Source organism: Nocardioides sp., from assembly GCF_047606145.1.
GTDB lineage: Bacteria > Actinomycetota > Actinomycetes > Propionibacteriales > Nocardioidaceae > Nocardioides.
Window position 1 is genome coordinate 23,836 of sequence record NZ_JASGET010000017.1, and the last position, 18,932, is coordinate 42,767.

The 18,932-nt window shown below is 71.6% G+C and carries 16 protein-coding genes; 7 read left to right on the forward strand and 9 right to left on the reverse strand.

Annotated features, from left to right (window positions below):
• Nucleotide 1 precedes the first annotated feature (1 nt).
• From lgt to hisI, 7 genes are all read right to left on the reverse strand, one after another.
• Nucleotides 2–964 carry a prolipoprotein diacylglyceryl transferase gene (lgt, locus tag QM638_RS02015; RefSeq protein ID WP_415140258.1) on the reverse strand — a complete coding sequence of 321 codons (963 nt, stop codon included), beginning with the start codon at nt 962–964 and terminating at the stop codon, nt 2–4.
• Nucleotides 961–1,773 (reverse strand): tryptophan synthase subunit alpha, encoded by an 813-nt coding sequence (gene trpA / locus QM638_RS02020; protein ID WP_415140259.1) that lies wholly within the window; start codon nt 1,771–1,773, stop codon nt 961–963. The genes lgt and trpA overlap by 4 nt, the downstream gene beginning before the upstream one ends.
• The gene (gene trpB / locus QM638_RS02025; RefSeq protein WP_415140282.1) at nt 1,770–3,011 is read right to left on the reverse strand and encodes a tryptophan synthase subunit beta; all 1,242 of its coding nucleotides are present in this window, start codon (nt 3,009–3,011) and stop codon (nt 1,770–1,772) included. Before trpB ends, trpA begins: the two co-directional genes overlap by 4 nt.
• A 56-nt stretch (nt 3,012–3,067) precedes the next feature.
• Nucleotides 3,068–3,880, reverse strand: coding sequence for an indole-3-glycerol phosphate synthase TrpC (gene trpC, locus QM638_RS02030; RefSeq protein WP_415140260.1), 813 nt, complete (start codon nt 3,878–3,880; stop codon nt 3,068–3,070).
• Between the two features lie 31 nt (nt 3,881–3,911).
• Nucleotides 3,912–4,112 (reverse strand): HGxxPAAW family protein, encoded by a 201-nt coding sequence (locus tag QM638_RS02035; protein WP_415140261.1) that lies wholly within the window; start codon nt 4,110–4,112, stop codon nt 3,912–3,914.
• A 94-nt stretch (nt 4,113–4,206) separates the two neighbouring features.
• The gene (locus QM638_RS02040) at nt 4,207–4,929 is read right to left on the reverse strand and encodes a Trp biosynthesis-associated membrane protein (protein ID WP_415140262.1); all 723 of its coding nucleotides are present in this window, start codon (nt 4,927–4,929) and stop codon (nt 4,207–4,209) included.
• Entirely contained in the window at nt 4,922–5,263 is a 342-nt protein-coding gene (gene hisI / locus QM638_RS02045; RefSeq protein ID WP_415140263.1) for a phosphoribosyl-AMP cyclohydrolase, read from the reverse strand. Before hisI ends, QM638_RS02040 begins: the two co-directional genes overlap by 8 nt.
• Before the next feature lie 234 nt (nt 5,264–5,497).
• Between hisI and QM638_RS02050 the strand changes: the two genes are divergently transcribed.
• From QM638_RS02050 to QM638_RS02080, 7 genes are all read left to right on the forward strand, one after another.
• Nucleotides 5,498–7,162 (forward strand): GMC oxidoreductase, encoded by a 1,665-nt coding sequence (locus QM638_RS02050; RefSeq protein ID WP_415140264.1) that lies wholly within the window; start codon nt 5,498–5,500, stop codon nt 7,160–7,162.
• Between the two features lie 170 nt (nt 7,163–7,332).
• Complete coding sequence (locus QM638_RS02055) at nt 7,333–8,919, forward strand: ABC transporter substrate-binding protein (RefSeq protein ID WP_415140265.1); 1,587 nt, start codon at nt 7,333–7,335, stop codon at nt 8,917–8,919.
• A 62-nt stretch (nt 8,920–8,981) separates the two neighbouring features.
• Nucleotides 8,982–10,607, forward strand: coding sequence for a GMC family oxidoreductase (locus tag QM638_RS02060; protein ID WP_415140266.1), 1,626 nt, complete (start codon nt 8,982–8,984; stop codon nt 10,605–10,607).
• A complete protein-coding gene (locus QM638_RS02065; protein ID WP_415140267.1) occupies nt 10,601–11,539 on the forward strand; it encodes an ABC transporter permease in 939 nt (312 codons plus the stop codon). Before QM638_RS02060 ends, QM638_RS02065 begins: the two co-directional genes overlap by 7 nt.
• Nucleotides 11,536–13,533: a dipeptide/oligopeptide/nickel ABC transporter permease/ATP-binding protein gene (locus QM638_RS02070; RefSeq protein WP_415140268.1), complete on the forward strand. Its 1,998-nt coding sequence runs from the start codon at nt 11,536–11,538 to the stop codon at nt 13,531–13,533. The genes QM638_RS02065 and QM638_RS02070 overlap by 4 nt, the downstream gene beginning before the upstream one ends.
• Nucleotides 13,530–14,396 (forward strand): ATP-binding cassette domain-containing protein, encoded by an 867-nt coding sequence (locus tag QM638_RS02075; RefSeq protein ID WP_415140269.1) that lies wholly within the window; start codon nt 13,530–13,532, stop codon nt 14,394–14,396. Before QM638_RS02070 ends, QM638_RS02075 begins: the two co-directional genes overlap by 4 nt.
• Nucleotides 14,393–14,899 (forward strand): hypothetical protein, encoded by a 507-nt coding sequence (locus QM638_RS02080; protein WP_415140270.1) that lies wholly within the window; start codon nt 14,393–14,395, stop codon nt 14,897–14,899. The genes QM638_RS02075 and QM638_RS02080 overlap by 4 nt, the downstream gene beginning before the upstream one ends.
• A 42-nt stretch (nt 14,900–14,941) precedes the next feature.
• On the opposite strand, the gene QM638_RS02085 is transcribed toward QM638_RS02080, so the two are convergent.
• Nucleotides 14,942–16,783 carry an ABC transporter ATP-binding protein gene (locus tag QM638_RS02085; RefSeq protein ID WP_415140283.1) on the reverse strand — a complete coding sequence of 614 codons (1,842 nt, stop codon included), beginning with the start codon at nt 16,781–16,783 and terminating at the stop codon, nt 14,942–14,944.
• 77 nt (nt 16,784–16,860) lie between these two features.
• Nucleotides 16,861–18,750: an ABC transporter ATP-binding protein gene (locus QM638_RS02090; RefSeq protein ID WP_415140271.1), complete on the reverse strand. Its 1,890-nt coding sequence runs from the start codon at nt 18,748–18,750 to the stop codon at nt 16,861–16,863.
• Nucleotides 18,751–18,932 lie beyond the last annotated feature (182 nt).

Genomic DNA, 18,932 nt, shown 5'->3' on the forward strand with positions numbered 1-18,932 from the left:
GTCAGTCTCCTCTAGGAGGCTTCGACTCGGTCGCGTCGACCGACTCGCCCGTTCCACCGACCGACTCGGCGGTTCCGTCGACGGATTCGGCGGTTCCGGCGACCGACTCGGCGGGGGCGCGGCCGTCGACGTAGACCGAGGCCTCGCGCTTGCCGCGGCCGCGGACGGTGGTCCAGACGAAGAAGACGGCCGCCGCGACGAAGAGGATGATCGCCATCCAGTCGCTCCACCGCAGGCCGAGGACGTCGTGCAGCTCCACGTTGTCGATCCGCAGGGTCTCGATGGCGCCGCGGCCGAGGCAGTAGGCCATCACGTAGAGCGCGAGCACCCGACCGCCGCCGAGCTTGAACCGGCGGTCCACCCAGGTGACCGCGAAGAACATCGCGACGTCCCACAGGCACTCGTACAAGAAGGTGGGGTGGAAGGTGGTGCCGGCCGGGAACTGGTCGGGGCCGTCGGGGTACTTCGACGGGTCGATCTCCAGGCCCCAGGGCAGATCCGTCGGCTTGCCGTAGAGCTCCTGGTTGAACCAGTTCCCCCACCGGCCGATGCCCTGGGCCAGCAGGCAGGCAGGCGCGATCGCGTCCAGCAGTGGCCAGAACCTGATGCCCTTGCGCCGCGCGCCGATCAGCGCCCCGACCGCGCCGAGCGCGATGGCGCCCCAGACGCCGAGTCCGCCCTCCCAGACCGCGAACGCCCGCCACGGGTTGCGGCCGGCGCCGAAGTAGAGGTCGTGATCGGTGATGACGTGGTAGAGCCGCCCGCCGACCAGGCCGAACGGGACCGCCCACAGTGCGATGTCCTGGATCTCACCGGCGCGGCCACCACGGGCCACCCAGCGGCGCTCGGCGGCCCAGACCGCGACCACGATGCCGAGCACGATGGCCAGCGCGTAGCCGCGGATCGGGATCGGGCCCAGGTCCCAGACGCCCGAGCTGGGGCTGGGGATCGACAGCACCGTCACGACCGCACCCCCCGACGTACGCCGTCGGCCAGATCCTCGGTCAGCCGGGAGAGCGCGGCCAGCGCGCCGGTCCGGTCACCGGGATGGTCCAGGACGGCACGGACGAGCGCCGAGCCGACGATGACGCCATCGGCGTACTCGGCCACCTCGGCGGCCTGGTCGCCGTTGCTGATGCCCAGCCCGACGCCGACCGGCAGCCCCGCCGGTGCCAGGCTCCGGGTGCGGGCCACCAGCGGGGCGGCCAGCTCGGAGGTGGTCGCGCGGGCCCCGGTCACCCCCATCACCGCGGTGGCGTAGACGAAGCCGCGGCAGGCCGCGGTGGTCATCGCGATCCGCTCGTCGGTGCTGCTCGGTGCGACCAGGAAGATCTTGTCCAGTCCGCGGGCGTCGGCGGCCGCGCTCCACTCCGGCACCGCCTCCGGGGTGACGTCCGGCGTGATCAGACCGGCTCCGCCGGCATCGTGCAACTGTTGCGCGAAGCGCTCCACGCCCCGGCGCTCGACCGGGTTCCAGGCGGTCATGATCACCGTCGGCGTACCGGTGGCCGCCACCGCCTCGAGGACCCGGAAGACGTCGTCGACGCGTGCTCCGGCGTCGAGTGTCTGCTGGACCGCCGCCTGGATGGTGGGGCCGTCCATCACCGGGTCGCTGTAGGGCAGGCCGAGCTCGATGAGGTCGCAGCCCGCCCCGGCCATGACCTTGAGAGCCTCGATGGAGACCTCCACGCTCGGGAAGCACGCCGGCAGATACCCCACCAGGGCGGCCCGGCCCTCCGCCTTCGCCGCCTCGAAGGCGAAGCTCGTGCTCACTTCCGCCCCCCCAGCTTGAACCACTCCACCGCCGTCTCCATGTCCTTGTCCCCGCGGCCGGAGAGGCTCACCAGGATGGTCGCGTCCTCGCCGTACCGCTCCCGCAGCCGCGGCGCGACCCGGACGGCGCCGGCGACGGCGTGCGCGGACTCGACGGCCGGGATGATGCCCTCGGTGCGGGCGAGCAGGGCGAAGGCGTCCATCGCCTCGGCGTCGGTGACCGAGGCGTAGCGGGCCCGGCCCGACTTGGCCAGCCAGGCGTGCTGCGGGCCGACGCCCGGGTAGTCGAGCCCGGCCGAGATCGAGTGCGACTCGATGGTCTGACCGTCCTCGTCCTGCAGCACGTAGGTGCGGGCGCCGTGCAGCACGCCCTCGTCGCCGGCTTCGATCGTGGCCGCGTGCCGACCGGTCTCGAAGCCGTCCCCGCCGGCCTCGAAGCCGAGGACCTCCACCTCGGCGTCGTCAAGGAACGCGCTGAACAGCCCGATCGCGTTCGAGCCGCCGCCGACACACGCGGCGACCGCGTCGGGCAGCCGGCCGTAGCCGGCCAGGCACTGGGCCCGGGCCTCGTCGCCGATGCCGCGCACCAGGTCGCGGACCAGCGTCGGGAACGGGTGCGGCCCGGCCGCCGTGCCGAACAGGTAGGCGGTCCGCTCCACGCTGGCCACCCAGTCCCGGAGCGCCTCGTTGATCGCGTCCTTGAGCGTGGCCGAGCCGGAGTCGACCGGGATCACCTCGGCGCCGAGCAACTGCATCCGGGCGACGTTGAGGGCCTGCCGCTCGGTGTCGACCTTCCCCATGTAGACGGTGCAGTCGAGGCCGAAGTACGCCGCCGCGGTCGCGCTCGCCACGCCGTGCTGACCGGCGCCGGTCTCGGCGATCACCCGGGGCTTGCCCATCCGCTTGGTGAGCAGCGCCTGGCCGAGCACGTTGCGGATCTTGTGGGCCCCGGTGTGGTTGAGGTCCTCGCGCTTGAGCAGCACGCGGACGCCGAGCCGCTCGCTGAGCCGGGTCGCGTGGTAGAGCGGGCTGGGCAGGTTGGCGTAGTCCCGGCAGATCGTCTCGAACTGCGTCATGAACTCGGCGTCGGCCTTCGCCTCACGCCAGGCCAGATCGAGCTCGTCGAGCGCCTTCATCAGCGCCTCGGGCATGAACCGTCCGCCGAACCCGTCGGCTCGGCCGCCGTACCATCCCGCGGCGTCGGCCTCGGACAGACTGCTCGGGTTAGGTGAGGTCATGGGGTCGGTCGTCATGCTGCTCTCTCACGATACGGATCGGGCCGGATCAGGACGGATCAGGCCGTCAGACCGGTGAAGCCGCGGACCGCTGCCGCGGGGTCGCCGTCCTTGACCAGCGCCTCGCCGACGAGTACGGCGCGCGCGCCCTGGGTGACGAAGCGTTGGACATCGCCGCGCGTGAAGATGCCCGACTCGGCCACCTTCACGCACTGCTCGGGGATCAAGGGTGCCAGTCGAGCGAAGAGGTCCGCGTCGACGGTGAGGGTCTTGAGGTTGCGGGCGTTGACGCCGATCAGCTCCGCGCCGAGGTCCACCGCCCGCTCGATCTCGGCCTCGTCGTGGGTCTCCACCAGCACGGTCAGTCCCAGGGCACGGGCCTCGTCGTGGAGCCGGCGCAGCTGGTCGTCGCCGAGCGCCGCCACGATCAGCAACGCCAGGTCGGCGCCGGCGGCGCGGGCCTCGAGCAGCTGGTAGGAGTCGACGATGAAGTCCTTGCGCAGCAACGGCACGTCGACACGCGCGCGCACCGCCCGCAGGTCCTCGAGGCTGCCGCCGAAGCGACGCCCCTCGGTGAGCACGCTGATCGCCGCCGCTCCCCCGGCCGCATAGGCACCTGCCAACGCCGCCGGGTCCGGGATGTCGGCCAGCGCGCCCTTGCTCGGGCTCTTCCGCTTGACCTCGGCGATCACACTGCTGCCCCGACCGCGCAGGTGCGGCATGGGGTCGCGCGGCGGGTCCACGTCGGCGAGCGCGGCGCGCAGATCCGCCGTGCTCACCCTGGTACGGCGCTCCTCGAAGTCGGCGCGGGCCCCGGCGACGAGATCGGTCAGCACATCGCCGGCCAGCGCACCCGCCTGCGGACCGCTCATCGGTTGCTCATCTGCTGCTCACCCACGCGGCTCAGTGGCCCTCGGCGTGGTAGCCGAGTCGCGCCATCACCACGAACAGGACACCGGCGGCGACCACGACGACGGCGCCGATGGCGAAGATCACCCAGTTGACCGGCTCGAGCATGATCCCGACGCAGCCGATCACGAAGCCGAGCAGCGCGACCGCCACGGCGCTCCACGCGGCCGGGGTGTTGCCGTGGTTGTCGGACATGCGCGGTCTCCTTCGAACGGGGCATGGGCTGTGCCGGCGGGCACCGGCGACGTGAGGGGGTGAGGTCACCGGCTCACGAATGGCACAAGTCTATTCAGTGCTCGCCCGGATTCTCCGCACGGGTCGCATCCTGGGTCGCATCCTGGGTCGGGTCACGGCCGTCTTCGAGTGCCTTCCACAGCTCCAGGTTGGACTGCTCCTCCAGCGGAACCGCGGGAGCCGGAGCGGCACCGGCCGGGGCGTCGTACTTGCTGCCCATCTCGGGCCAGGACCGCGCCAGCAGGACACCGAGCACGGCAGCCACCAGGGTCAACACCAGTCCGACCCCGGCGAACCACGGCCACGGCGTCCAGGAGTAGCCGGTCACCGACTCGAGCTCGCCGTGAGCGCCGCTGCTGCCGGTCACCGTATCGCTGACCGACCGGGCCGCCTGCACGGCGATCGGCAGGTTCACCAGCGCGGCCAGCGCGGCGAGCAGCAGGATCACCCGTCGCACCCAGCCCCGGGTGACGAGTGCGGCGCCCCACGCCGCCAGGGAGACCAGGGCGAGTGCCGTCACCGCCGGCGCGTCCAGCGTCACGCCGTACGCGTCCAGCATCGCCTTGGTGCTCGACGGCTTCGGGCTCACCCAGTCCTTGCTGCCGGCCATCGCCGCCGCCCCGGCGCCGACCAGACCGACCAGGACGACCGGGCCGAACGACCTCCGGCGCGAGCGCCTCCGGTCGCCCGGTGCCGCATCGTCGGACGCCTGATCGGGCGACGGATCGGCTGGCTCCGCGCCGTCGCTCACCTGGTCGTCCACCCGGTCATCAGCCATCGAGCAGGCCCGCGTCGAAGCAGGTGTGGTCTCCGGTGTGACAGGCCGGGCCCTCCTGGTCGACCTTGACCAACAGGGTGTCGCCGTCGCAGTCCAGCCGCACCTCCATGACCTGCTGCCGGTGACCGGACGTCTCGCCCTTGACCCAGTACTCCCCGCGGCTGCGGGACCAGTACGTCGCCCGCCCGGTGCTCAACGTGCGGGCCAGCGCCTCGTCGTCCATGTAGCCGAGCATCAGCACCTCACCGGTGTCGTGCTGCTGCACCACCGCCGGCACGAGACCCTGCGGGTCCCGCTTGAGGCGTGCGGCGATGGCCGGGTCCAAGGAGGTCACCGGGTCATTATCCGCCCCCGTGGTCAGGCCCCGTGGGCTGGCCCCCGCAGCAGCGTCCCGACCGCCGGAATCTTTTTGTAATCCTGTAGGTACATTTCATTGACATGTGCCGATGCCCCTGATTCGATGAGTGGCACCGCTCACACTCGCGCCGAACCGGTGACGTACGCCCGGTGCGGTGCGCGTCCGCACGATGCCGTCCACCGGACGCCCATGCCACAGGGAGATTCCCGCATGCCACAGCACCCTCGGGTCTGTCACGAACGACCCGAAGAGACCGACGTCCTGATCGTCGGAAGCGGTCCGGTCGGCAGCGCCGCCGCAGTCGAGATCGTCCGCCGCGACCCCACCGCACGGGTGCTCATCGTCGAGGTCGGGCCGGCGCTCACCGATCCGCCCGGCCGAAACCAGCGCCACCTCGCCGACGATCAGCTCGCCACCGTGTTGCGCCGCCTGCAGGGGCCGGTGGCCCGCGACTACCCACCCAGCGGCATCGAGGATCGCGCCATCGGGACGAACCCGGTGGGTTCGGATCGACTCGCCTTCCCCGGGACGTTCCTGGTCGAGCACAATCGGCCCGACTCCGCAGCCGGTGCCCCAGCTGGTGTCTCAGCCGGTGCCTCAGCCGGTGCCTCAGCCGATGTATCAGCCGATGTATCAGCCGCGCCCGATCGACAGCGAGTCGACCTGCGGGCGGCGGCGATGGCCGCCGGCGTCGGCGGCATGGGCGTGCTCTGGACCGGCGCCTGCCCGTGGCCCTATGGCGCCGAGCGTCCTCCGCAGCTCTCCGACGCCGAGCTGGACGAGTGCCTCGACGACGCCCGCGCCCTGCTGCGGGTGACCCAGTCGGCGCTGCCCGCACGATCCGTGCGTGCCCGGATCGTGGACGCACTGGCGAGGGAGTATCCGGGCTTCCCCGAGGGGCGAGGCCCGCAGCCGATGCCGCTCGCCGTGGACGTCGACGACAGCGGGCGACAGCACTGGACCGGACCCGCCGACATCCTCGAGGCCGCCGGGGCGGGCGCCGAGCGCATCACCATCCGGCCGGATACGCTCGCCCGGCGCATCGACACCGACGGAGCCCGGGTGACCGGCGTCGAGCTCGAGGATCGGCGCACCGGGGAACGATGGACGACCCGCGCCGCCGCGGTGCTGGTCGCGGCCGACTCGCTCCGCACCCCCCAGCTGCTCTGGGCCTCCGGCATCAGGCCACCGGCGCTCGGGCACTATCTCAACGACCACACCTGGCTCGTCGTACCCACCGGACCTGCGGCCGACCACGAACCCGGCGAGGCTCATCCCGGTGGCGGGGAACTGCTCGATGCGCTGTGGATGCCGCTCTCCGAGGCGCACCCCTTCCATGGACCGATCATGATCCACGGCGACACCGATATCGACCACGACGACCACGACGCCCGGTCGCCCTCGGTCAGCCTGGCGCTGCTGGTGCCCAAGGACATTCGCCACCAGGACGCGGTGAGCTTCGACGACGCGGTCCCCGACGCGTTCGGCATGCCGGCGATCTCGATCTCCTACGGGTTCAGCGCCCGGGACGAGGCGAACCTCGAGCGCGCCCGAGACACCCTCCGGCGTACCCGCCGGGCGATCGAGCCGCTCGTGCCGGAGGCGGAGCCGATCCTCCTCGAGCCGGGCAGCTCGCAGCACTTCCAGGGCACCTTCCGGATGGGAACGGCCGACGACGGAACCTCGGTGTGCGACAGCGACGGTCGGGTCTGGTCCCTGACGAACCTCTACCTCGGCGGCAACGGCATCATCCCCACCGCCACCGGCGCCAACCCCACCCTGCTCAGCGTGGCACTCGTGCTGCGTGCGGCACGTCGCATCGCCGGCCAACTGCCGGCAGGGCCGTTGGTGGGCTCGTCCGCGGCCCATCCCTAGGGCGCCGGCGGGTCAAGCGCTGAGATGCGCAACCAGTCGGTGAGATGCACCCTCACTTTCCTTGACGTCAGTCAAGGGTTGTTGTTCAATGCGTGACACCAGTCACATCGTTCCACAATTTTGTAGATCAATTACGCGTGCGGCACAGGCCGCGACAGGAGCAGAGCCCGATGCACAACACTCATCCCACGCTCGGTCTTTCCCGCCGTTCGGTCCTCGGGCTCTCCCTCGGCGGCACCGCCGCGCTGCTGATGGGCTGCGGCGCGCAGACCTCGTCCTCGAGTCCGACCGGCAGCAAGATCGTCAAGGGCGGGACCCTCACCTTCGCCGAGCAGCAACCGCCGTCCTCGCTCAACCCGGGCATCCTCGACCACAACTACACCGACTTCAGCCAGCTGGCCTACGACCCGCTGCTGCTGCTCGACTCCGACGGCAGCGTCAAGCCACGGCTCGCCACGTCGTACAAGTTCGTCGGCAAGGGCAACACCCGGCTCGACCTCACGCTGCGCTCGGGCGTCACCTTCTGCGACGGCGACGCCCTCGACGCGGCAGCGGTCAAGGCCTCCCTCGAGTACGTTCGCGACGGCAAGGGCGCGCACGCGGCGCTGCTGGAGGGCATGACCTTCGCGGCCGTCGACAAGCTCACGGTGTCGATCAGGTCGTCGACACCGAACCCGGCACTGCCGACCCTGCTGACCCAGAAGTACCCGATCGGGCAGGTCATCAGCCCGACCGGCCTGGCCAACCCCCAGGCACTCTCCATCACCGGCCAGAGCCACGGCGCCGGTCCTTATGTCTACAACGGCGACGACTCGGTCGCCGGCGACCACTACACCTACGAGGCCAACCCGAGCTACTACGACACCTCGCAGCAGTACTACGACAAGGTCGTCATCCGGATCATCGCCGACAGCCAGGCCGCGCTCAACGCCGCCAAGACCGGCCAGGTCGCGCTGTTCAAGGGCAACGGAAGCATGGCCGCGCAGGCCAAGAGCGCAGGCCTGCAGATCGTCGCCAATCCGGCGATCATGACCGGCGTCTTCCTCATCGACCGCGGTGGCGAGGTCTGCAAGCCGCTCGGCGACGTCCGGGTGCGGCAGGCGATCAACTACGCGCTGGACCGCGACAGCGTCACCAGCGCCGTCTTCGGCAGCTACGGGGTGGAGACGGACGAGACCATCGCCAAGGGCGGGGACGGCTACTCCGCCGGCTATGCCGACTACTACTCCTACGACGTGGACAAGGCCAAGCAGCTGCTCGGCGAGGCCGGATACCCGGACGGCTTCGAGCTGAAGCTGCTTGCCGCCTCCTTCGCCGGCTTCGACCAGGTCGCCGACGCGGTCAAGGGGCAACTGGCCAAGATCGGCATCAACTGCACGGTGGACGTGAAGAGCGATCTCGGGACCTACACCGACGATGCGACCAACAAGACCTATCCGGCCTGGGTCGGCGGGTACGACGGCAACACCATGTACCAACAGGGGCTGGACCTCTTCATGCCCGGATCGCAGGCGTTCAACGGCTTCGGCTCGCGCTCGAAGAAGCTGGAGACGCTGTGGCACCGGGCGGCGGCCGCCGACGAGACCGCCCGCGCGAAGCTCGACCAGCAGATGCAGGAGTACCTGGTCAAGAACGCGTGGTTCGCACCGATCGCCTTCGCACCGGTGATCTACTTCGCGGCCGACGACCTGGGAGGTGTCGCCACCAGTGTCGGGGCGCCGTACGCGAGCCCGTTGATGTTCCACCAGACCGCCTGACCGAGCTGACCTAGCCGACCGAGCCGACCGAGCCGACCGACCACCGAGGGAAACCCATCGAGATGACACACACGGTCACCACCGCGCCGCAGCTGCGCTCCTGCTACGAGGTAGTCGTCGTGGGCGGCGGCTCCGCCGGCGCCGCCGTCGCCGGCCGGCTGAGCGAGCGCGGGGTGCAGGTCTGCCTGCTCGAGGCCGGCGAGGACTGGCGCTCGGCCGCCCTGCCCGACTCGCTGCGGCATCCGTTCAAACAGTTCGAGCTGCACGTCGACGAGCTGCCCAGCCAGTTCCTGTGGGCCGGCCAACGGGCCCGCCGGTTCGCCGGCGGGCCACCGACCGAGTACCTGCGTGGACGCGGGCTGGGCGGTACCTCGACGATCAACGGCTGCTTCGCCATCCGACCGCCGCTGGAGGAGTTCGACGACTGGGCCGCCGCGGGCTGCAAGGGCTGGGGTGCCGCCGACGTGCTCCCCTACTTCAACCGGCTGGAGAACGACGTCGACTTCGGCGACGCCGACTACCACGGTGACGCCGGCCCTGTCCCCATCGTGCGGATGCCGCGCCAGTTCTGGGGCACCGTCGACCAGGCCGTGGCCCAGGCCGCGGTGGCCTCCGGCCTGGACTGGGTGCCGGACTATCACGAGCCGGGCCGGACCGGAGCGTCGGCGAGCGCCTACAACCTCGGCCTCGGCGTCCGGGTGACCAGCAACGACGGCTACCTGGAGCCCGCCCGGCAGCGCTCGAACCTCACCATCCAGGGTGGCGCCCTGGTCGACCAGGTCCTGGTCGACCACGGCCGCGCGGTCGGGGTCCGGGCGCTGATCGGTGACGAGGTCCATGACATCGGGGCCGACCACGTCGTCCTCTGCGGGGGCACCCTCCTCACCCCGGGCGTGCTGCTGCGCTCCGGGATCGGCCCGGCGGAGGATCTGGCGACGCTCGGCCGGGACGTGGTCGCCGATCTTCCGGTCGGCCGCAGGATCCAGGACCACGTCGGCTACGAGTTCGGCCTGGTGCTCGACCACGGCGTCGGCTCGCTCTCGGGTCAGCGCGGGAACGTCACCATCCGGCAGACCACCGGCCTCGGCGGCGCCGGCGACGTCATCATGACCACCGTCAACGTCCCGCAGACCGGAGCCCCCGTCGGCGGGCTGCTCTGCAAGGTCGCCGAGTGCTTCTCCCGCGGCCGGCTCACCGTGACCGACACCGACCCGCGGGCACTGCCGGACGTCGAGCTCGATCTGCTCGGCGACGAGCGGGACCTGGCCGCGTTGCGCGCCATGTTCCGCCAGGCGGTGCCGATGCTGACCGCCGCGATCGGCGAGACCCCGCTGCGGGCCGTGCTCGGCATGGACGGTGGCGAGCTGCCCGCCGTCGACGACGACGCCGCGGTCGACGCCTGGATCCGCGGACACGCACACGACACCGCGCACGTGAGCTGCAGCGCCCCGATGGGCGGCGCCGACGACGAGCACGCCGTCGTCGACACCGATCTGCGGGTGCGCGGTGTCGACGGGCTGAGCGTCGCGGACCTGTCGGTCGCCCCCACCATCCCGCGCGCCAACACGCACCTGAGCGCGGTGATGATCGGCGAGCGCGCGGCGGACCTGGTCACCGGTGCCCGACCGTCGGTGGAGGCCGGCGAGCCAGTGGACGCGGCGGATGCGGGAGGTGCTCGGACATGCTGAAGATCCTGTGGCGCTGGGTGTGCGGCGCCGTACCGGTGCTGCTCGCCGTCTCGGCGGTGACGTTCGTGCTCTCCGCGCTGGTTCCGGGCAACCCGGCCCGTACGATCCTGGGCGCCAGCGCCTCTCAGGCGCAGGTGGCCGCGCTGAACAAGCAGCTCGGTCTGGACGAGCCGCTTCCGGTCCGCTACTGGCACTGGCTCTCCGCCGCCCTGCACGGCCAGCTCGGCGAGTCGATCATCACCGGTCAGTCGGTCACCAGCGCCATTGCCGGTCGGATCGGCGTCACCGTCAGCCTCATCGTCGGCGCGGTCGCGGTCGCGGCGGTGCTCGGGATCGGTCTGGGCCTGATCAGCGCCGTCCGCGGCGGGTGGCTGGGCAAGGTCGTCGACGTGATCTCGCTGATCGGGATCGCGGTCCCCAACTTCTGGTTCGCCCTCGTGCTGGTCTCCACCTTCGCGGTGCGCCTGCAGATCTTCCCGGCCACCGGCTACGTCCCGCTCGGCCAGTCGCCGGCGCAGTGGCTCCAGTCGCTGGTCCTGCCGGTCCTCACCCTCGCCATCCCGGCCGCGGCCCCGGTGGCGAAACAGATCCGCGACGGCGTGCTGACCGAGCTCGGCCGGGAGTACGTGCGCGTGCTGCGGGCGCGGGGCGCGTCCCCGCGCGAGATCCTGCTCAAGCACGTCCTGCGCAACGCGGCCGCGCCGATCATCACGATGCTCGGCATCATCGCGGTGGTGCTGCTCGGCGGCACCGTCCTGGCCGAGACCGTGTTCGTGCTGCCGGGACTCGGCGGCCTGGCGGTGAGCTCGACCGCCAGCCACGACATCCCGATGATCCAGGGTCTCACCGTCGTCTTCACGATGGTGGTGATGGTGATCAACCTGGTGATCGAGTTCAGCTATTCGCTGGTCAACCCGAAGGTGCGGTCATGACCACGGCACCCGGCACCGGCGAGCTGCCGGCCGACATGTCGACCACCTCGCGGCGGGGCACGACCCGACGGACCGGCTTCGGAGCCCGGCTGATCCGCAAGCCGGTGGCGATGATCGCCCTCGTCTATCTCGCCCTGATCGTGATCGGGACGATCTTCGCCGGCGTGCTCGCCCCCTACGGCGCCGAGCATCAGGAGCTGAGCGCGGCACTGACCGGGCCGAGCGGCCAGCACTGGCTCGGTGCCGGCGAGCTCGGCAAGGACGTCTTCAGCCGGATCCTGTACGGCGGCCGGGTCACCCTGCTCGGCGTCCTCACCGCCACCGGCGTGTTCGCGGTGATCGGGGTGCCCGCCGGCATGGTCGCCGGCTACCGCCGCGGCCGGTTCGACCGGTTCGTGCTCAAGTCAGCCGACCTGCTCTTCGCCATCCCGGTGATGATCGTGCTGCTCGTCGTGCTGGCGATCTTCCCGGGCAACGAGACCGCGGCGATGGCGGCCATGGGCCTGCTGGCGGCTCCGGGACTCGCCCGGGTGGTCCGATCGGTGACCCTCGGCGTACGCGAGGAGCTGTACGTCCGCGCCGCGGTCAGCTCGGGTCTGAGCGACCGGGTGATCATCGTGCGGCATGTGCTGCCGAAGGTGACCGGGACCGCGCTGGTGCAGATCTCCACCTTCGCCGCCGGAGCGGTGCTGATGGAGACCGGGCTCGGCTTCCTCGGCGTCGGCACCACCACGGCCAGCTGGGGCAACCTGGTCGCCGAGGCGTCCCGCAACCTCGGGGTGCAGCCCTGGCTGTTGGTGCCCTCGGGCTTCATCATCATCACCTTCATCATCGCGCTGAACCTGGCCGCCGACGGCGTCCGAGACGCCCTGGCCGAGCGGTACCAGCAGGCGCCGGCGTCCTCGACCCGGCCGCGGCGACGGACGCTCACGACCACCGTGGGACAGCAGGCCCGGGTCGCGGTGGCCGGTGACTCTGCCATCACCGAGCCTGCCGCCGGTCCCCCGCCCACCGACGTCCTGTTGGCGGTGCGCGACCTGACGGTGACGGTCCCGATCGACGACACGCCGACCGACCTGATCCGGGGCGTCAGCTTCGACGTCAGGCCCGGCGAGGCCGTCGGCCTGGTCGGCGAGAGCGGCTGCGGCAAGACCGTCACCGCCGCCTCCATCCTCGGTCTGCTTCCGGTCGGCGGCAGGATCAGCACCGGCCAGGTCTGGTTCGACGGCACCGACCTGACCACCGTCTCCTCCTCGGCCCTGCGCGCGGTGCGACGCTCCCGGATCGGTTGGATCTCGCAGGATCCGATCGCCAGCCTGGACCCCAGCTTCACCGCCGGCTCGCAGGTCGCCGAGGCGGTACGCCGCGCGACCGGCTGCGGCCGCGCGACCGCCCGGCAGCGGGCGCTCGAGCTCTTCGAACGGGTCAGGCTGCCGCAGCCGGATCGCGTGGCGAAGAGCTACCCGCACCAGCTCTCCGGCGGGATGGCGCAACGGATCGGGATCGCGGCCGCGCTGGCCGGCGGTCCGGAGCTGGTGATCGCCGACGAGCCCACCACCGCACTCGACGTCACGGTGCAGGCCGAGATCCTGGAGCTGCTGCGCGACCTGCAGCACAGCGGCACGGCGGTCGTCCTCATCACCCACGACTGGGGCGTGCTCGCCGACCTGTGCGAACGGGCGGTGGTGATGTACGCGGGCGAGACCGTGGAACGCGCCGACGTGCGAGCGATGGTCCGCGGCCCGCTCCACCCCTACACGGCCGGCCTGCTCAGGTCCGATCCGCACCGCGGCGTACGCGGCCAACCGCTGCCGGCGCTGCCCGGCAGCGTGCCGCAGCCGACCGAGTGGCCCGTCGGCTGCCACTTCCAGAACCGCTGCCCACTGGTGATCGACGCCTGTCGCGCCGCGCCGATCCCCCTCGTCGAGCCGACCGCGGGCCGGACGGCCCGATGCGTGCGGACCGGCGAACGATTCGACGGGAGATCGGCATGACCGAGACTCACCAGGTGACCGGACAGCGCGACGACCTGCTCGCGGTCACCGACCTGCGGGTCGACTACCAGGGCCGGCGCCGGCGGGTCTTCACCGCGGTCGACCAGGTGAGCTTCTCCGTCGCCCGGGGTACGACGCTGGGGCTGGTCGGCGAGTCGGGCTCGGGGAAGACGACCATCGGCTCGGTCCTCCTGGGGCTGACCCCGGCCACCGGCGGCCGGGTCGTCTTCGACGGCCAGGACATCACCCGCACCTCCCGAGCGGAGCGCAAGCTGCTCTCCCGACGGCTGCAGGTGGTCTTCCAGGACCCCTACGGCTCGATGAACCCCGCCTGCACGATCCGGGACACCCTGACCGAGGCATTGCGCTACAACCTGCGGCTGGACCGCGCCGAGATCGACGAGCGGGTCGAGCACGCGCTGACCGACGTGGGCCTGCCCAGCAGTGCCGCCGACCGGTACCCGGCCCAGTTCTCGGGTGGTCAGCGGCAGCGGATCGCCATCGCCCGCGCCCTGGTCATGGACCCCGAGTTCATCGTCTGCGACGAGCCCACCAGTGCCCTCGACCTCTCCGTCCAGGCCCAGGTCCTCAACCTCCTGGTCGAGCTGCAGCGGCGCCGCGGGCTGAGCTATCTGTTCATCTCCCACGATCTCGGCGTGGTGCGCTACCTCAGCGACGAGATCCTCGTCCTGCGCGCCGGCCAGGTCGTCGAGCACGGCCCCGCCACCCAGATCTGCGACGCGCCGAGCGCGCCGTACACCCGGGCGCTGCTCGCCGCAGCGCCGGTGCCCGACCCCGACGACCAGGCACGACGTCGCCAGGAGTGGCACGACATCACACGACTCGAAGGAGCCCGACCATGAGTGAGCCGACCGCGCTGAAGCCCGGCGAGCCCGTCATCCCCGCCGCACACCCCGACGACGCCGGCGTCGCGCCGGTCATCGTGCGCGCCGCCGAGATCGAGCGGGTGGTGGCCGACGGGCGTGCCGCCGAGCTCCGCGGCGAGACCTGGACGCCGCGGCCACCGTTCATCACCGAGATGCTCCGCATCGGCCATTTCGAGCTGATGCTGGAGTCCCGCGCGAAGCCGGCCGACGGCTACAACCTGCACGAGGACCAGTACGAGATCTACGTCGTCGTCGACGGCGAGGGAACGATGCTGCTGGGCGGCTCGCTGGTCGACCCCGAGCGGCACGGGCCGAACCTGAGCGCCCGCGACTGCGTGGACGCCACGCCGTACCGGATCGCCAAGGGCGACGTGCTGATCATCTCGCCGAACACCGTGCACGGGGTCAGCGAGACGAACGGCGAGCTGGCGGTGATGTCGATGCACCTGCCGCTGCCGGTGACACCGCCCTCGCACTGAACCGGTCCCGGCCGGTCCTGGCCCCCTCCACTCCCGCGCGTCTCACTCCGCTGCCCTCGCCCGGGACGGCTCGGCGGTGTGCTGTGCCGTCCAGGACGCGTGCAGCCGGGCATAGACGGAGCCGACCTCGGCGACCAGTCGGGAGTGCGGCCCACGCTGGACGATCCGGCCGGCGTCGACGACCACCACCTCGTCGGCGACCTCCGCCGTGGAGAGCCGGTGCGCGATGGTGACCGAGGTACGGCCGGCCTGCAGCCGCTCCAACGCCCGACCGATCCGGACCTCCAGCTCGGGGTCGACCGCCGAGGTGGCCTCGTCCAGGACGAGCAGGTCCGGATCGGCGAGCTGAGCGCGCAGCAGCGCCACCAACTGACGCTCGCCGGCGCTCAGCGACTCACCGCGCTGGCCCACCCGGGTCCGCACACCCGCGGGCAGTCGGTCGAGCCAGTCGGCCAGGCCCAGGGTCGCCGCCGCCCGCTCGATCTCCGCCTCGGTGGCCTCGAGCCGGCCGTAGCGCACGTTGGCCGCCACGGTGTCGTCGAACAGGAAGCCCTCCTGCGGCACCAGCACCACACCGCGCCGGAGCGAGTCGAAGCCGATCCGGCGCAGATCGACGCCGTCCAACAGGATCCGGCCGCACGTCGGATCCATCAGCCGGGTGAGCAGCTTGGCCAGGGTCGACTTCCCCGAACCGGTCTCGCCCACCACCGCGACCCGCGTGCCGGCCGCCAGCTCGAGGCTGACGTCGTGCAGCACCGGGGCCGCGCCCGGATAGGCGAAGCCGACCCGGTCGAAGGTGACCGCGATCGGGCCGCGTGGCAGCGCCACCGCCCTGTCCTGCCTGTCCTGCCTGTCCTGGCCGGTCTCACCGATCTGGCCGATCTCGCCGATCTCACCGGTGGCCGCGTCGGGTGGGCTCAGATCGGCCGGCGTGTCGAGGATGCCGATCACCCGGCGCCACGACGCGATCGCGTTCTGGGCGTCGGTGAGGATCTGCGACCCGGTCTGCACCGGACCGACGAACAGCGTGACCAGGAAGGCGAAGGCGAGCACCTTGCCGGCGCTCAGATCGCCGGCCAGGCCGAGCAGGACGCCGACGACGATCACCCCGGCGTTGGCGAGCCCGCCGGAGAGGCCCCCGAGGCTGAAGAACGAGGCGGTGAAGCCCTGCGCGCGGGTCTGCGCGAGCTGGGTCGCCTCGACCTCACGGTCGATGCGCTGCTGGGTACGGTCGGCGATCGCGTGCGCCTTGACCACGGCCGCTCCGACGACGGGCTCCGCGATCGCGGAGAGCATCGCGCCGACCTGGCGGCGGGCATGGGTGTAGGCGCTGGCCAGCTTGCGCTGGAAGAACCGCAGGCTGGCGAAGAGCGGACCGAAGCAGGCCCAGACCACCAGCGCGAGCTGCCAGGAGTAGACCACCATCACGACGGTGGCGATGAGCATCTGGCCGATGCTGACCACGAAGAGCAGGCCGCCGTACACGATGAACTGGCTGATCTGATCGACGTCGCTGGTCACCCGGGAGACCAGCGCACCGCGGTGCTCACTGGCCTGGGTCAGCATCGGCAGCTCGTGGACATGGCGGAACGCCTTGGTGCGCAGTGTCGCCAGCCCACGCTCGGAGGCGGTGAACAGGCGTCGGGTCATCAGGTACGACGCGATCCCGGTGATCGCGATCGCGGCCGCCGCACAGACGCCGGCCAGCACCACGAAGCTGACGTCGGCACCGTGGTCGCCGTGCAGCCCATGGTCGAGGGTCTGCTGCACCGCCACCGGTACGACGACCTGGCCGATGCTCGCCAGCACGGCCAGCGCCAGCGTCACGCCGATGCCCTCGGCGAGCTCCGGGGAGTACCGCAGCCCACGGCGGATGGTCGCCATCGCGCCGAGCGACTCCCCCGAGTCGACGCCGGTCGTCGCGGGGCCCGTCGAGGACGGCGTGGTCGAGGTGGGGCTCGTCACCGGGTCTCCACCTCCTCGGGCTGGTAGGCGTTGACCAGCCGGGCGTAGCCCGGATCGCGGGCCAGGAGGTCGTCATGGGTGCCGTGGTCGACCACCTCGCCGCCCTCGAGATGGACCACCTCGTCGGCGAGCGCGATGGTCGCCCGGCGGTAGGCGACCACGACCAGGGTGGCCCGCCCCGCGTCGGCGTCGCGGAGCGAGGCCAGGATGCGCTGCTCGACCTCCGGGTCGACCGCAGACGTCGCGTCGTCCAGGATCAGCAGCCGCGGGCGGCGTACCAGTGCCCGGGCGAGGGCGATCCGCTGTCGCTGGCCGCCGGACAGGCTGGCGCCGCGCTCCCCCAGGCGCGCCTCCAGACCGTCGGGCAGAGCGGCGACGAAGCCGTCCGCCTGGGCGATCCGCAGCGCCTCCCACACCGCCTCGTCGTCGACGGCCCGGTCGAGGACGACGTTGCCCCGGACGGTGTCGTCGAAGATGAACGCGGTCTGCGGGACGAGCGCCACCGCCTCGGCGAGCGCACCCGGCGAGAGGTCGCGCAGATCGATGCCGTCGAGCCGGATCCGGCCACGCACCGGATCCATCAGCCGGGTGAGCAACATCGTCAGGGTGCTCTTGCCGGAGGCGGTCGGGCCGACGATCGCCACGGTGCGGCCCGGTTCGACCACCAGGTCCACCCGGTCGAGCAGGCCGTGGTCGTCGGGGCCGTCGGCATCGGGGCCGACGTCCGGGCTGGTCTCCGGGCTGGTCTCCGGGCTGGCCTCCTGGCGGGTGTCGGCATAGGAATAGCCGACCGCCTCCAGCTCGAGCCGAGCACCGTCGCCGCTCGTCCGCCGATCGCCGTACCCCATCGCGCCGTACTCCATCGCGCCGGGACTGTCGAGCACCGACCGCACCCGGCGGTAGCCGACCACGCTGCGCGGGAACTCGCCCAGCAGCCAGCCCAGCGACCTGATCGGGAAGGCCACGATGGTGAGCAGGTAGGCGACCTGGACGACGTCGCCGGCCACGGCGGCCCCGGCCAGGACCCGGGCCACGCCCACCGCCAGCACGACGAGCACGCCGAGCTCGGGCAGCGCCGCCAGGCTCGGGTCGAAGGCGGCTCGCAACCGGCCGGCACGGATGTTGACGTCGCGCAGCTCGCGCGCCTTGGCGCCGAACCTGCCCGTCTCCTCGTCCTCGCGACCCAGCGTCTTGACCACCAGGGCGCCGTCGAAGGACTCGTGCGCGATCCCGCTCAGCTCGGCGCGCAGCTGCTGGGCACGGGTCATCAGCGGAGAGCTGAGTCGCTGATAGATCAGGTTCGTGGCGATGACCGCGGGGAAGACCAACAGCCCGATCATTGCGAGCACGATGTCGGCCAGGAACATCTGCACCACCGCGATCACCATCATCGCGATGGTGCCGACCGCCATCGGCAGCGGCGCGATCGGTGCCCACGCGGCCTCGACGTCGGAGTTGGCGATCGAGAGCAGCTGGCCGGTCGGATGCCGGTGGTGCCAGGAGAGCGGCAGCCGAAGATAGCTGCGCGTGACCGCGCGTCGGTAGTGCGCCTGCATCCGGTACTGCATGATGCCCGCGCCGAGTCGCCGGGCGACCACGCCGACGGCCCGCAGGATCGCCACCGCGACGAAGAGCGCCACCACCGCCACCAGCCAGCCCGCCCCGATCTCACCGTCGCGGAACGCCGGCAGGATGACGTGGTCGGTCGACCAGCCGAGCACCCATGCGTCGGCGACGGTGAGCGCGCCGAAGAGCGCACTGCCCAGGGTCGAGAGGGTGAAGACCCACGGCTCTCGGCGGATCGCCACGCCGAGCACTCGGAATCCGTCTGCTGTGGTGGCGCGTGGTGTGGTCGCGCCCGGTGGGCTCGGTGGCTGGTTCGTCATCGCAGTCACCCACAACAGCGAGAGGTGCCCCACAGATTCCGCGCCGGTCTCGCACGGTCTCGATACGCCCTGGCTCGTTCCTCACGACGGGCTACTCGACCGACGGCGGGCACCGATCGCGAGGGCACCGATCGGCCGGCTCGACGGTCCGCGACCTGAGGGCGCGGCGGCACACCGGGTCG

Excerpts from the sequence above, each read along its gene's own strand:
- trpB (WP_415140282.1), bottom strand. The coding sequence starts at position 3,011 with ATGACCTCACCTAACCCGAGCAGTCTGTCCGAGGCCGACGCCGCGGGA.
- trpC (WP_415140260.1), bottom strand. The coding sequence starts at position 3,880 with ATGAGCGGTCCGCAGGCGGGTGCGCTGGCCGGCGATGTGCTGACCGAT.
- QM638_RS02035 (WP_415140261.1), bottom strand. The coding sequence starts at position 4,112 with ATGTCCGACAACCACGGCAACACCCCGGCCGCGTGGAGCGCCGTGGCG.
- QM638_RS02040 (WP_415140262.1), bottom strand. The coding sequence starts at position 4,929 with ATGGCTGATGACCGGGTGGACGACCAGGTGAGCGACGGCGCGGAGCCA.
- QM638_RS02050 (WP_415140264.1), top strand. The coding sequence starts at position 5,498 with ATGCCACAGCACCCTCGGGTCTGTCACGAACGACCCGAAGAGACCGAC.
- QM638_RS02055 (WP_415140265.1), top strand. The coding sequence starts at position 7,333 with ATGCACAACACTCATCCCACGCTCGGTCTTTCCCGCCGTTCGGTCCTC.
- QM638_RS02060 (WP_415140266.1), top strand. The coding sequence starts at position 8,982 with ATGACACACACGGTCACCACCGCGCCGCAGCTGCGCTCCTGCTACGAG.
- QM638_RS02065 (WP_415140267.1), top strand. The coding sequence starts at position 10,601 with ATGCTGAAGATCCTGTGGCGCTGGGTGTGCGGCGCCGTACCGGTGCTG.
- QM638_RS02070 (WP_415140268.1), top strand. The coding sequence starts at position 11,536 with ATGACCACGGCACCCGGCACCGGCGAGCTGCCGGCCGACATGTCGACC.
- QM638_RS02075 (WP_415140269.1), top strand. The coding sequence starts at position 13,530 with ATGACCGAGACTCACCAGGTGACCGGACAGCGCGACGACCTGCTCGCG.
- QM638_RS02080 (WP_415140270.1), top strand. The coding sequence starts at position 14,393 with ATGAGTGAGCCGACCGCGCTGAAGCCCGGCGAGCCCGTCATCCCCGCC.
- QM638_RS02085 (WP_415140283.1), bottom strand. The coding sequence starts at position 16,783 with ATGGCGACCATCCGCCGTGGGCTGCGGTACTCCCCGGAGCTCGCCGAG.
- QM638_RS02090 (WP_415140271.1), bottom strand. The coding sequence starts at position 18,750 with ATGACGAACCAGCCACCGAGCCCACCGGGCGCGACCACACCACGCGCC.